Consider the following 11,969-nt stretch of genomic DNA (forward strand, 5'->3'; position numbering starts at 1 on the left):
CCAATTCGACTCGCTCCACCGCCCACGGCAACGTCAGACCCAGCAATTGCCGATACAACTCCACGCTTTCCATCGCACGCCCTCCTTGAAGACCATGCGCGAAAGCGTACTACTGACCCACAGAAATGTCTGAAGGACCTTTTGTATCAACAGGAAGCCGATTGCGGCAAACAAACCGGCCCACTGTGCGTCACTCGGTGTAACGCGGGCATTGGGAACAGCAAAATAAAGCCCGGCCAGGAAAATGGCGGCAACGGACAGACCTGCCGCCTTGAACATGAAATCGCGCAACCATTCCGGTTCATCGATCAGACCGAGCGAGGTAGTGACAGCATAGTAGATTGCCAGAACCACGCCGGTGACCACGAAAGGCCACAGTGCCAGAACGGTTGCATAAAGCCTGAGCTTTTTCCACCACGGCCGATTTTCAGTCACGCGCCACACATGATTGAATGCCCGTTCGACGCTAAGCAGAAGGAAAAGAACCGATGCGAATAACCCAGCCAGGCCAAAAAAGGTGACATTCGCCGCTTTTTGCGAAAATTCGAGTACGTAGTTGATGATCATCCCGGCGCTTCGCTCCGGAAGGAGGCTGCGTATGACAAACTGATCAAGTTGATCAACCATTACGGGGAAGCTGGGGAGAGCCGCCATGATACCCAGCACGACAGCGACCAAAGGCACCAGCGAGAGGAGTGTCGTAAACGCCAAACTGGCACTGATCTGATCGAAGCTTTCTTCGACAAATCGCCGAGCAATACGCGCTGCAAAAGCGCGCAAATGGGGAAGCCGGAAAATCATAATTTCTCTATAATCGCCGCACCAGCAACGAGCGCACTGTCACATCGCCCGACTCTATTTTCAAAGCCAACTTAATGTTCCTCCGCAGCCTCTATCTAAGCTCCTGCACCAGCCTGATCGTACTGATTTTTCTTTGCCTGGCCTGGGAGTTGCGCCTGGCGCCAATTCAGCCAGGAGGATCCTGGCTGATCCTGAAATGCGTGCCGCTCCTGGCGCCACTCTTTGGTATCCTGCACGGTCGCCGCTACACCTACCAGTGGGCATCAATGCTGATCCTGCTTTATTTCACTGAAGGCGTCGTGCGCGCCAGCGGCGAAACCGGCACCAGCCAATGGCTGGCGGCTGGGGAAATTATTTTGTCGCTCGTTTTTTTCTGCTCGGCAATCGGCTATGTCAGACGCATCGGTCGTCAGGCCTGATCGGCGCGGAATTACGAAAGCTCGGCCAGGATGCTGCTCGACGCAGAAACCTTTTCACCGATCACCACGTTCACCTTGCTGTCGAGCGGCAGGTAAAGGTCGACGCGCGAACCAAAGCGGATGAAGCCGTAGCGCTGACCTGGCTCCAGAGAGGTGCCGGCATCGACGTAGTTGAGGATGCGCCGAGCCACCAAGCCGGCGATCTGGACACAGGTGATGTCGCGTCCATCGCCTGTTTTCAGGTGTAGCGCACAACGCTCGTTTTCCAGCGAAGCCTTGTCCAGCGCCGCATTGAGAAAACTCCCCGGCTTGTACCACTTCTGCTGCACGACGCTCTTGATCGGCGAGCGGTTCGAGTGCACGTTGAAAACATTCATGAAGACGCTGACCTTGAGCGCGCGACGGTTCAGGTAGGGATCGTCGGTCTCCTCGACCACGACAATTCGCCCGTCAGCCGGTGCCAGCACACTCTTTGGCCCGCCAGCAATGACACGCGCCGGATCACGGAAAAACTGAAGACAGAAGATAACGATCAGCCATAGAGGCAGCGCCCAAAAACCGGCAAAGGACGCCGCTACAGCAAGAAGAAGAGAGCCGGCAATGAAGGACCAGCCTTCTTTGGCAAGAAACGGATGCGGATAATTCATTTCAGTCCTTGAAAACACTTGGGCGGTTCGGAATCCGACACCGCCCAACGTGAAGACAGAGCCACCAGGCACTGCCGAGCCAGAACAGAATCAGTTCTTGGTCTGGTCAACCAGCTTGTTCTTCCTGATCCACGGCATCATGTCACGCAGCTTGGCGCCAACCGTCTCGATCGGATGTTCGGCCATCAAGCGGCGACGCGCTGTCATCGAAGGGTAATTGGTCTTGCCTTCCTGGATAAACATCTTGGCGTATTCACCATTCTGAATACGCTTGAGCGCGTTGCGCATGGCATAGCGCGACTCTTCGTTGATGACTTCAGGTCCGGTGACATACTCGCCATACTCGGCATTATTTGAGATCGAGTAGTTCATGTTGGCGATACCACCTTCGTACATCAGGTCGACGATCAACTTGAGTTCATGCAGACACTCGAAGTAGGCCATTTCAGGCGCATAGCCCGCTTCGACCAGCGTTTCGAAGCCCATCTTGACCAGCTCAACGGCACCGCCGCACAGCACGGTCTGTTCGCCGAAGAGATCGGTTTCGGTCTCTTCCCGAAAATTGGTCTCAATGACACCGCCCTTGGTGCCGCCATTGGCCGCCGCGTACGACAGCGCGATGTCCTTGGCCTTTTTGGAAACATTCTGGTGCACAGCGATTAGCGATGGAACGCCGCCGCCCTTGAGGTATTCCGAACGCACCGTATGGCCAGGCCCCTTTGGCGCGACCATGATGACATCCAGGTCGGCACGCGGCACCACCTGGTTATAGTGAATATTGAACCCATGGGCAAAGGCCAGCGCGGCGCCCTTTTTGATGTTCGGCTCGACATCGTTGTAATACACGGCCGGAATGTTCTCGTCTGGCAACAGCATCATCACCACATCGGCGCCCTTGACCGCCTTGGCCACTTCCTCAACCTTGATCCCGGCCGCCTCGACCTTGCTCCAGGACGCACCGCCCTTGCGCAAACCAACGGTGACCTTGACGCCCGAATCGGAGAGATTCTGGGCGTGGGCGTGACCTTGCGAACCGTAACCAACGATGGTGACTTTCTTACCCTTGATCAGGGAGAGGTCAGCGTCCTTGTCGTAATAAACCTTCATGGAGTTCCTTTCGTGCAGAAAACTTGAAAAATAAGGGGGTTAAACTTTCAGGATACGGTCGCCGCGGCCAATACCGCTGACGCCGGTGCGAACGGTTTCGAGGATCAAATCGGCATCAATGGCCTGGATAAAGGCATCGAGCTTTGAGCCGCTACCGGTGAGTTCGATCACGTAGTTCGACTCGGTAACGTCAATGATTCGCCCACGGAAGATATCTGCCATGCGCTTTACTTCCTCGCGGTCCTTGCCCGAGGCACGAACCTTGATCAGCATAAGCTCGCGCTCGATATGCGCCGCTTCAGACAGATCGACGACCTTGACGACATCGATTAGCTTGTTCAATTGTTTAGTAATCTGCTCGATGACCTCATCGCTACCGCTGGTGACAATGGTCAGCCGGGACAATGAGCTATCCTCGGTTGGCGCCACGGTCAGCGTTTCGATGTTGTAGCCACGCGCAGAGAACAGTCCGGCCACACGCGAAAGCGCACCGGCTTCGTTTTCCAGGAGAATTGAAATAATGTGTCGCATGTTGTCGTTCCCTTATAGATCTTCGGCCAGGATCATCTCGGAAAGGCCCTTGCCAGCCGCCACCATCGGGAAAACATTCGCTTCCCGGTCAGTGAGGATATCGAGAAACACCAGATCGTCCTTGTGGTCAACAAAAGCCCTTTTCAGCGCCCCCTCAACGTCCTCTGGCCGCTCGACACGAATACCAACGTGGCCGTAAGCTTCGGCAAGCTTTACAAAATCGGGAAGCGAATCCATGTATGACTCGGCATAACGGCTGCCGTGGAACATCTCCTGCCACTGACGGACCATCCCCAGATAACGGTTGTTCAGGTTGATTATCTTGATCGGCAGCCGGAATTGCTTGGCCGTTGATAGTTCCTGAATGCACATTTGGATCGAGCCTTCGCCAGTAACGCAGGCGATCTGCTTGTCCGGGTTGGCGAGCGCTGCGCCCATGGCGTAAGGCAGGCCGACGCCCATGGTGCCCAGACCGCCCGAGTTCAGCCAGCGCCGCGGCTGGTCAAACTTGTAGTACTGCGCCGCCCACATCTGGTGCTGGCCCACGTCCGAGGTGACAATGGCATTGCCCTCCGTCAACTCCCACAGTTTCTCAATGACAAACTGCGGCATGATGACGTCTTTCATCGTGTATTTCATGCACTGCTTGGAACGCCAACCATCAATTTCCTTCCACCAGTCAGCAATATCAGTCTTGGCGTGCTCGGCCTCGAGCAGTTTGATCATCTCATCAAGCACATCAGGAACATTGCCGACAATCGGCACATCGACGCGAACGCGTTTTGAAATCGACGACGGGTCGATATCAACGTGAATGATCTTGCGTGGCAGCGAAGCGAAATTCTCCGGATTGCCGATCACTCGATCGTCGAAACGCGCACCAATGGCCAGCAATACGTCGCAATTCTGCATGGCCATATTGGCTTCCAGGGTGCCATGCATGCCCGGCATGCCAAGGAACTGGGCATCAGTCGCCGGATAGGCGCCCAATCCCATCAGCGTATTGGTGATCGGGAAGCCCAGACGGCGCGTCAGCGTAGCCAACTGTTCTGCGGCGTTGGAGAGAATCACGCCACCACCGGTGTAGATCATCGGCCGCTTGGCACCGAGCAAAAGTTGTACAGCCTTCTTGATCTGCCCAAGATGCCCCTTGACGACAGGATTGTACGAGCGCATCTGGACACTTTGAGGGTAGTCAAATTTGCATTTTGCAGCGGTAATATCCTTCGGGATATCCACGACGACAGGGCCCGGACGACCACTGCTGGCAATATAGAACGCCTTTTTCATGGTCATGGCGATATCGCGCACATCCTTGACCAGGAAGTTATGCTTGACGCAAGGGCGGGTGATTCCTACCGTGTCGCACTCCTGGAAGGCATCCTGACCAATGTAGTAGGACGGAACCTGGCCGGTGATGATGACTAACGGGATCGAATCCATATACGCTGTCGCAATGCCGGTCACGGCATTGGTCGCACCAGGACCAGAGGTTACCAGCGCTACGCCAACCTTGTGCGACGAGCGCGCCAGGCCATCAGCCGCATGCACCGCCGCCTGCTCGTGGCGAACCAGGACGTGCTTCACTTTGTCCTGCTTGAAAAGTTCGTCGTAAAGATGAAGAACCGCGCCGCCGGGATAGCCGAATACATATTCGACCTTTTCTTCCTGCAGGCACCTGATTACAATCTCCGCACCGGTCATCATGGTCATCGTGGTCATCATTCTCGCCTTACTTAGCCAAATGCTCGAAAAAGCCTGTAACGTTAAAGCCTAGACCACAATTGGTCAAGACTTCCCCAAAAACGGCCGACACATAAGGGATAGTATCCCGCCCGGCAACATCAAGGATTCAGATTCTGGCCAGCCAACGCGAACTGTCGGATTTTCTTGCCTCTGCAGAGCGTCGCGCTTTCAAGCAGGCGATGTTTGCCGTGCGTAACGAAGAATCCGCACTCGATGTCGTGCAGGACTCGATGATGAAGCTCGCCGAAAAATATGGCGACCGTCCGGTAGAAGAACTGCCTATGCTTTTCCAACGCATCATGCAAAACACGATTCGTGATTATTACCGGCGCAGCAAGGTCCGCTCCTTGTGGACCACCCTGCTTTCGGCACTGTCACCGGCCGACGACGAATACGATCCGCTTGAAACTCTTGAGGTTGACTTGGGAACGTACACGCCCAACACTCCGGACGGACAGCTACAGCAATCCCAAACCCTTGTGATTATTGAAAAAGAAATAAAACTTCTCCCGCCACGTCAACGCGAAGCCTTCCTTATGCGTTACTGGGAGGACATGGACGTCGCAGAGACCGCTTCTGCAATGGGCTGCTCGGAAGGCAGCGTAAAAACCCATTGCTCGCGCGCCACTCACACGTTGGCGACCGCCCTGAAAGCAAAAGGAATCACGCTATGAACGAACACCATTTCACCTACAAGATCAGACAGCATCTGAATCGCGGGCTGCACGAACTACGCCCCGAAATCACAACCCGACTTGCTGCCGCCCGACAAGGCGCGCTGGCTCACCAGAGACAGGTCGTCAGGCAGTCGGTGATGGCCACCGTGGGTAGTTATGCACACCACCACCTTGACCATCTGCATCTCAAGCAGCTATTCACCGCGCTTGCCTTGCTCGTCTGTGTCGTCTTTTCCGCCTTCTGGGTAGCCGATCAGCGGGTCACCGAGCTTGGCGCCATTGATAGCGCCCTGCTCGCCGATGAGCTGCCCATTAAGGCGTTTACCGACAAAGGATTTGACGCATGGCTAAAACGCGCTTCGTCGCAGTAATTTTCAGTTGTGTTCTTGCAACATCGGGCTGGGCGGAAACGTCCAGCCCGTCGCTCGTTGTAACACCGCCACAGCCCAAGTGGAGCGAATTGACGGTACAGCAGAAAATTGTCCTCGCCCCGCTCGCCGATGACTGGGATTCTCTGGAATACTTCCGCCAGAAAAAATGGCTCGGCATTGTCGCCCGTTTTCCTACCATGACGGCTGAAGAACAGCGCCGCATTCAGGGGCAAATGCAGGGATGGGGAAAGCTTTCACCGGAAAAACGGCAACTGGCTCGTGAAAACTTTAAAACGGCCAATCAGCTTCCGGCGGAGAAAAAGCAGGAACTCAAACAAAAGTGGGAAGAATATTCCAACCTGCCTGAAGACGAAAAAGAAAAGCTGAAACAACAGGCCGCCAACAAACCCGTCCTCAAACCCGGCCGGCCGACGACACCGGCACCGTTGCCGCCCCATGAAGAAGCCACCGTACAGACTCCTGCTGCCACGGCTGCAGAAACGACGACCAAACCCTGATGATGCCGGCGCCACAGCGCTTCGTCCGCCCAGGAATCCTGCGCCGGCTGGCCGGCATGTGTTACGAAATTCTCTTATTGTCCGGCGTACTTGCGGTGACGCTGATCCTACCGCACGTATTGCTTGGCGCCTTTGCGCATCGCTTGGCGACACCAACACTCCTCTGGACGCACCTCTTTGTTGTCCTGCTCGTCTATTTCATCTGGTTCTGGAGTAATGGCGGTCAAACGCTGGCCATGAAAACCTGGCAGATTCGACTACTTACACGCTCAGGACGCCCTGTCCGCCCGGCACAGGCATTGCTACGCTATCTCCTGTGCTGGCCCAGCCTGGGGTTGGGCGGAATCGGCATCCTCTGGGCCCTGTTTGATCCTGACCGGCATTTCCTGCACGACCGGGTCGCCGGCACGCAACTGATCAGCGCCGCTCAACCCACCAGATCAGCCCGACTGCGGTCAGCATAAACAAGGCCGAAGGGGCTACCGCACTGATCACCGGCGACCAGCTGTTGATGGCGCCAAGGTTGGAAAATAAACCGTTGAGCATATGAAAGAACACGCCGATCATCACCCCGGAAAATATCTTGAGGCTGACCCCACCAACCCGGTTGTGGGTGTAGCCAAAGGGCAAGGCCAAGGCAACCATGACCAGCGCCGCCATCGGGTAAACTACTTTTTTCCACAAGGCGATATCGTAACGCTGGGTCTTCTGATTGTTCTCTGCCAGGTGTTTGGTATATGCCGACAAATGCAGCAATGACATGCGCTCCGGCGAGACCATAAGAACGGCTAGGATGTCCGGATTAAGCGCTGAATGCCATTCCAGATCCGGCATTTTCAGAACCTCGGATCGCTCGCCATGCAGGACAGTCTGAACGACGCCACTCAAGCGCCAACTGGCCGGCGGAAGATAGACGCCCTCAGCCGCATCGGTGACCGACCGTAATCTGGCGCTTTCGTCAAAGTCATAAATGCGAACTCCCCGTAAGCGGGTATCCGGGAGAACGACCTGGACATTGATGAAACTCCGCTCATCCTTGACCCACAAACCACTGCGCAGATCCTGACTAACGGCACTGCCCTTCTCCTTGAGACGCATCTGTTGGGCGGCCCGCTCGGCGGGCGGGGCGACAACTTCACCGATCAGAAAAGTAATCAGAGCGAAAACTGCCGCCACCTGAAACAAGCCGCTGAGCAGCTTGCGGGTAGACATGCCCGATGCCCGCAGCACGGTAATTTCCGAATGCCGGGCCAGCGTCGACAAGGCATAGAGCGTCCCGATCAGCACGGCAATTGGCATCAGTTCATACACGCGCCCCGGCATGCGCAACGCCACGAAGGCAACGGCGTGGTGCAACTGATAGGATCCCTCGCCGACATTTTTGACCTCGGCGATCATGTCGAAGAAACCAAACAAGGCCAGAAATCCCGCAAGCACCAGCAGGATCGCGCCGGAGACTTCGCGCGCCAGGTAACGACGGTAGATTTTCATCGAGCGAACCGCGCAAAAGAAAGCACTGCAATGCGACGGTAGAAAAGAAGGGGTAGCAGGCAGAGCATGAACAGGTGCACGGACAGCACGCCAATCGCAAATGAAATCCTGCCACTGGCGACCCACGCCTGGCTGATGGTCATCAGGTTGTTGTAGACCAGGTAGGTAAACAGCGCCAGAAGCATGTTTGCCGAACGCCCAGCACGCGGATTGACAAATGAAAGCGGGATCGCCAGCAGGGCCAGGACAATGGCCGACAGCGGAACGCCGAGGCGCCATAACAGCTCGGCGCGATAGCCAGGCAAATCGATCTTTACCAGTTCCGTGGTCGGCATATTTTTCGGTGTGCGCTCTATGCCACGCGCCTCCTTGGTTTCCAGACGGATAGCGTAACGCCCGTACTCCAGGATACGAAATTCCGGAGATCCCGGTTCAACCTCGTAACGGCGACCTTTTTCCAGAACAATAAAGCGGTCCCCATTCGCGGCAATTTCCTGATGACCGGTCGCGGCCATGGTCACCCCCAGGCGCCCACTCTGAACCGAACTCACAAAGATGTTTCGCACATAGCTTTCATCTTCGGCAACCGCCTCGACGAAAACGACACGATCGCCGGAAGACGATTCCTGAAAGGCACCGGGAGAAGCCTGTCCGGCATCCTTGCGCATATCGAGATTACCCCGGTACTCGGAACTCTGGGACAGGGCCCATGGGGAAACGAAGAGCGACAACGCAGCAATCGCCAACACCAGCGGCAGGGTAAACACCAGTACCGGCCGTATCCATGCCACCAGGGAGAGTCCGGAAGAAAACCAGACGACCATCTCGGAATCACGATAACTGCGTGACAAAGCCAATAAAATCGCGATGAACGCGGCCAGGGAAAGCAGGGTCGGGATGTAATTCAACGCTGAAAAGCCGAGCAGCGCCACCACGGCTTCCGGCGCAATCGAGCCTTGTGCCGCTTCGCCCAGGAAACGGATCAGTTGGGTCGTCAGCAGGATGGCGAAAAGCGCAACAAAAACGCCGGCAGCGGAGTGCGTAAACTCGCGCCGGGCGGCACGCTGGAAGATCATTTTTTGACTTTAACGAAAAACTACAGTGATAATCGACCCCTGATACGAAACTGCACTGTTCAAGGAGTATCCAGTGGAATTTAGCATAAAACGCGGAAGCCCGGAGAAGCAGCGCAGTGCGTGCGTCGTCGTCGGCGTTTTTGAATCGCGTAAACTGTCGCCTGCCGCCGAGTCGATCGACAATGCCGCGAACAGCTATCTTTCTGACATCATCCGTCGTGGCGACATGGAAGGAAAAGCCGGGACTACCCTGCTTCTGCACGACGTACCCGCCACCCTGTGCGACCGAGTACTGCTGGTCGGACTGGGCAAGGACAAGGAGTTTCACGAGAAAGAATATTGCGCCGCGATTCGCTGCGCAGTCAAGGCGCTCAACGAAACGGGCGCCTCGGATGGCGCCCTGTTTCTAACCGAGATCGCCGTCAAAAAGCGTGATTTGGCCTGGCGCATCCGGCAGGCCGCGATCATCGCCCAGGAAACCGCCTATCGTTTCGAGCAGTTCAAAAGCAAGAAAAATGAAGTCCGCCACCCGCTGCGCAAGTTGTCCGTGGTTATTGAACAGCGCAGTAAACTGCCACTGGCCGAGGAAGCGTTGGCCCAGGGACAGGCCATCGCCGCCGGCGTGGCGTTGGCCAGAACGCTTGGCAACCTGCCCGGCAACGTGTGCACCCCCGGCTACCTGGCTGAAACGGCGCAACAGATGGCCCGTGATCATGCGCTCGACTGCCAGATTCTTGAACGCGCCGACATGGACGCGCTCGGCATGCACTCGCTGCTGTCGGTGGCCAAGGGCTCGCACCAGCCGCCGAAGCTGATCGTCCTGCATTACAAAGGCGGTGGCGCCGAGGAGAAGCCGCTGGTCCTGGTCGGCAAGGGCATCACCTTCGATTCCGGTGGCATTTCGCTCAAACCGGGCCTCGAAATGGACGAGATGAAGTTCGACATGTGCGGCGCCGCCAGTGTGCTGGGTACGCTCAAAGCCGTGGCGCAAATGGAGCTGCCGATCAATCTCACGGTGATCGTCCCCAGTTCCGAAAACATGCCCGGCGGTTCGGCCAGCAAGCCGGGTGACATCGTCACCTCGATGTCCGGCCAGACTATCGAAATCCTTAATACCGACGCTGAAGGTCGCCTGGTTCTCTGTGACGCACTGACCTATGCCGAGCGCTTCAAGCCGGCAACGGTGATCGACGTCGCCACCCTGACCGGCGCCTGCGTAATCGCCCTCGGCCATGTCGCCACGGGGCTTTTTACCAACGACGACGGTCTTGCCCGCGAACTCCTGCACGCTGGCGAAGAGGCGCAAGACCGCGCCTGGCAGATGCCGCTGTGGGACGACTACCAGGATCTTCTGAAAAGCAACTTCGCCGACATGGCTAACATCGGTGGACGCGCAGCGGGCAGTGTTTCCGCCGCCTGTTTCCTCTCGCGCTTCACCAAGAAGTTCGACTGGGCGCACCTGGACATTGCCGGGACCGCATGGAAATCCGGCGCCGACAAAGGCGCCACGGGCCGCCCCGTGGCGCTGCTCACGCACTACCTGCTCAAGCGTGCCGGGAAACTCAATTGACGCAGATTTTTTTCTACCATAACGCTGCCGACCGAATTGCAGCCGCCGCCGCGCTGATCGGCAAGGCGTTTTTGCACCGTAAGGCCCTGCTGGTCTATGCCCCCGACGGTGAAGTCGCTGGCATGCTCGACCGCCATCTGTGGATGCACCCGCCCAGTGGATTCTTGCCACACGTGCGCAGCACATCCCCGCTGGCCGATGAAACGCCGGTGGTGATTTCCGACACGCTAGAATCACTGTCGCACAATGAGCGACTATTCAACCTTTCCGCCGAAATCCCCCCCGGCTTCTCGCGCTTTACCAGCGTCATTGAAGTCGTCGGTCGGCACGAGGTCGAACGGCTGGCCGGTCGCGAGCGCGTCAAGTTCTACAAGGACCGCGGCTACGCGATCACCTATGTCGACCTCGCGGAGAATCACTGATGTCCGAGCATTCCAATGTGGTCGACCGCGCTGACTCTCTGATGCGGCGGCGGCGAAGTTTTGTTGCCGCACCGGCCAACAACTCGGAAGCAGCGAACGTATTGTTGCCAGTAATTGAAGATGACGATCTGCCCGTGCTTACCGAGATCGTCTCCGCTGAAACCGCCTTTGCTGAAGACAGCAGCAACCGTTTCGACGAAACCCAGGTCTCGCTCCTGGCGTCCGACATCGCCCACGCCATCGGACAACAGATGACCTTCGATCTGCCCTGTCTGCTCGAAGCGGTCTTGCTCCACGCAGGTGAAGAGCTGCGCGCCGGCATCACCGCGACCATGGAAACGGCCCTGCGCGATTTCATCGCCCGGCGCAAGCAGTTGCATCTGCCGCTCGACGAGCCGAACCGGAAGGGCTGCTAGTCCTTTCACTTCAGGTGCTGTCTGTCTGTTGCTAATCACCCAGGGCAATTGCATCAAAATGCGAATGCCATTGTCGTCGACCCACAGAAATAATCGTTTACGCTCAATGAGTTACAGAGGGGCTGTTCACAGCGTTTGGAATTGTGTAGTTTTCTGTCTTTTTGGGGTGACTCATGG

General features: G+C 56.7%; 15 protein-coding genes. 8 read left to right on the forward strand and 7 right to left on the reverse strand.

The annotated features are described in order from the left end of the window. Positions 1-33: 33 nt before the first annotated feature. Positions 34-801 (reverse strand): YihY family inner membrane protein, encoded by a 768-nt coding sequence (locus tag Q1J43_RS00605; RefSeq protein WP_301100348.1) that lies wholly within the window; start codon positions 799-801, stop codon positions 34-36. 74 nt (positions 802-875) lie between these two features. Between Q1J43_RS00605 and Q1J43_RS00610 the strand changes: the two genes are divergently transcribed. Further along, the gene (locus tag Q1J43_RS00610; RefSeq protein WP_301100350.1) at positions 876-1,220 is read left to right on the forward strand and encodes a DUF2069 domain-containing protein; all 345 of its coding nucleotides are present in this window, start codon (positions 876-878) and stop codon (positions 1,218-1,220) included. A gap of 11 nt (positions 1,221-1,231) precedes the next feature. On the opposite strand, the gene Q1J43_RS00615 is transcribed toward Q1J43_RS00610, so the two are convergent. The 4 genes from Q1J43_RS00615 to ilvB all read right to left on the reverse strand — a co-directional run bounded on the left by Q1J43_RS00615 (position 1,232) and on the right by ilvB (position 5,218). Further along, a complete protein-coding gene (locus tag Q1J43_RS00615; protein WP_301100351.1) occupies positions 1,232-1,867 on the reverse strand; it encodes a phosphatidylserine decarboxylase in 636 nt (211 codons plus the stop codon). A 90-nt stretch (positions 1,868-1,957) separates the two neighbouring features. Beyond that, complete coding sequence (gene ilvC, locus Q1J43_RS00620) at positions 1,958-2,974, reverse strand: ketol-acid reductoisomerase (protein ID WP_301100352.1); 1,017 nt, start codon at positions 2,972-2,974, stop codon at positions 1,958-1,960. 39 nt (positions 2,975-3,013) lie between these two features. Continuing rightward, on the reverse strand, positions 3,014-3,505 hold the full coding sequence (gene ilvN, locus Q1J43_RS00625) for an acetolactate synthase small subunit (protein WP_301100353.1): 492 nt from the start codon (positions 3,503-3,505) through the stop codon (positions 3,014-3,016). A gap of 12 nt (positions 3,506-3,517) precedes the next feature. Continuing rightward, positions 3,518-5,218: a biosynthetic-type acetolactate synthase large subunit gene (gene ilvB / locus Q1J43_RS00630; protein WP_366141811.1), complete on the reverse strand. Its 1,701-nt coding sequence runs from the start codon at positions 5,216-5,218 to the stop codon at positions 3,518-3,520. 146 nt (positions 5,219-5,364) lie between these two features. Here ilvB and Q1J43_RS00635 point away from each other — a divergent pair, with 146 nt between their 5' ends. The 4 genes from Q1J43_RS00635 to Q1J43_RS00650 are packed head-to-tail and all read left to right on the forward strand — an operon-like array spanning position 5,365 to position 7,281. Beyond that, complete coding sequence (locus Q1J43_RS00635) at positions 5,365-5,925, forward strand: RNA polymerase sigma factor (RefSeq protein WP_301100364.1); 561 nt, start codon at positions 5,365-5,367, stop codon at positions 5,923-5,925. Beyond that, positions 5,922-6,299, forward strand: coding sequence for a DUF3619 family protein (locus Q1J43_RS00640; protein ID WP_301100356.1), 378 nt, complete (start codon positions 5,922-5,924; stop codon positions 6,297-6,299). The genes Q1J43_RS00635 and Q1J43_RS00640 overlap by 4 nt, the downstream gene beginning before the upstream one ends. Continuing rightward, positions 6,272-6,817 (forward strand): DUF3106 domain-containing protein, encoded by a 546-nt coding sequence (locus Q1J43_RS00645; protein ID WP_301100357.1) that lies wholly within the window; start codon positions 6,272-6,274, stop codon positions 6,815-6,817. Before Q1J43_RS00640 ends, Q1J43_RS00645 begins: the two co-directional genes overlap by 28 nt. Next, complete coding sequence (locus Q1J43_RS00650) at positions 6,817-7,281, forward strand: RDD family protein (protein ID WP_301100358.1); 465 nt, start codon at positions 6,817-6,819, stop codon at positions 7,279-7,281. Before Q1J43_RS00645 ends, Q1J43_RS00650 begins: the two co-directional genes overlap by 1 nt. Here the strand turns inward: Q1J43_RS00650 and lptG are convergent. Further along, positions 7,235-8,308 (reverse strand): LPS export ABC transporter permease LptG, encoded by a 1,074-nt coding sequence (lptG, locus tag Q1J43_RS00655; protein WP_301100359.1) that lies wholly within the window; start codon positions 8,306-8,308, stop codon positions 7,235-7,237. The genes Q1J43_RS00650 and lptG overlap by 47 nt on opposite strands. Continuing rightward, positions 8,305-9,384: an LPS export ABC transporter permease LptF gene (gene lptF / locus Q1J43_RS00660; protein ID WP_301100360.1), complete on the reverse strand. Its 1,080-nt coding sequence runs from the start codon at positions 9,382-9,384 to the stop codon at positions 8,305-8,307. The genes lptG and lptF overlap by 4 nt, the downstream gene beginning before the upstream one ends. Before the next feature lie 73 nt (positions 9,385-9,457). On the opposite strand from lptF, the gene Q1J43_RS00665 reads away from it, so the two are divergent. From Q1J43_RS00665 to Q1J43_RS00675, 3 genes are read left to right on the forward strand one after another with little or no spacing between them, the layout of a single operon-like run. Then, on the forward strand, positions 9,458-10,954 hold the full coding sequence (locus Q1J43_RS00665) for a leucyl aminopeptidase (RefSeq protein WP_301100361.1): 1,497 nt from the start codon (positions 9,458-9,460) through the stop codon (positions 10,952-10,954). Beyond that, positions 10,951-11,376 carry a DNA polymerase III subunit chi gene (locus Q1J43_RS00670; protein ID WP_301100362.1) on the forward strand — a complete coding sequence of 142 codons (426 nt, stop codon included), beginning with the start codon at positions 10,951-10,953 and terminating at the stop codon, positions 11,374-11,376. The genes Q1J43_RS00665 and Q1J43_RS00670 overlap by 4 nt, the downstream gene beginning before the upstream one ends. Continuing rightward, positions 11,376-11,792 carry a hypothetical protein gene (locus Q1J43_RS00675; RefSeq protein ID WP_301100363.1) on the forward strand — a complete coding sequence of 139 codons (417 nt, stop codon included), beginning with the start codon at positions 11,376-11,378 and terminating at the stop codon, positions 11,790-11,792. Before Q1J43_RS00670 ends, Q1J43_RS00675 begins: the two co-directional genes overlap by 1 nt. Positions 11,793-11,969: the final 177 nt, after the last annotated feature.

It is taken from the genome of Propionivibrio sp. (genome assembly GCF_029255185.1).
Lineage (GTDB): Bacteria > Pseudomonadota > Gammaproteobacteria > Burkholderiales > Rhodocyclaceae > Propionivibrio.

What these genes read in the sequence shown, in the direction of transcription:
- Q1J43_RS00645 (WP_301100357.1), top strand. Translation starts at nt 6,272, where the DNA reads ATGGCTAAAACGCGCTTCGTCGCAGTAATTTTCAGTTGTGTTCTTGCA.
- Q1J43_RS00675 (WP_301100363.1), top strand. Translation starts at nt 11,376, where the DNA reads ATGTCCGAGCATTCCAATGTGGTCGACCGCGCTGACTCTCTGATGCGG.
- ilvC (WP_301100352.1), bottom strand. Translation starts at nt 2,974, where the DNA reads ATGAAGGTTTATTACGACAAGGACGCTGACCTCTCCCTGATCAAGGGT.
- ilvB (WP_366141811.1), bottom strand. Translation starts at nt 5,218, where the DNA reads ATGACCATGATGACCGGTGCGGAGATTGTAATCAGGTGCCTGCAGGAA.
- Q1J43_RS00650 (WP_301100358.1), top strand. Translation starts at nt 6,817, where the DNA reads ATGATGCCGGCGCCACAGCGCTTCGTCCGCCCAGGAATCCTGCGCCGG.
- Q1J43_RS00640 (WP_301100356.1), top strand. Translation starts at nt 5,922, where the DNA reads ATGAACGAACACCATTTCACCTACAAGATCAGACAGCATCTGAATCGC.
- Q1J43_RS00615 (WP_301100351.1), bottom strand. Translation starts at nt 1,867, where the DNA reads ATGAATTATCCGCATCCGTTTCTTGCCAAAGAAGGCTGGTCCTTCATT.
- lptF (WP_301100360.1), bottom strand. Translation starts at nt 9,384, where the DNA reads ATGATCTTCCAGCGTGCCGCCCGGCGCGAGTTTACGCACTCCGCTGCC.
- ilvN (WP_301100353.1), bottom strand. Translation starts at nt 3,505, where the DNA reads ATGCGACACATTATTTCAATTCTCCTGGAAAACGAAGCCGGTGCGCTT.
- lptG (WP_301100359.1), bottom strand. Translation starts at nt 8,308, where the DNA reads ATGAAAATCTACCGTCGTTACCTGGCGCGCGAAGTCTCCGGCGCGATC.
- Q1J43_RS00610 (WP_301100350.1), top strand. Translation starts at nt 876, where the DNA reads ATGTTCCTCCGCAGCCTCTATCTAAGCTCCTGCACCAGCCTGATCGTA.
- Q1J43_RS00605 (WP_301100348.1), bottom strand. Translation starts at nt 801, where the DNA reads ATGATTTTCCGGCTTCCCCATTTGCGCGCTTTTGCAGCGCGTATTGCT.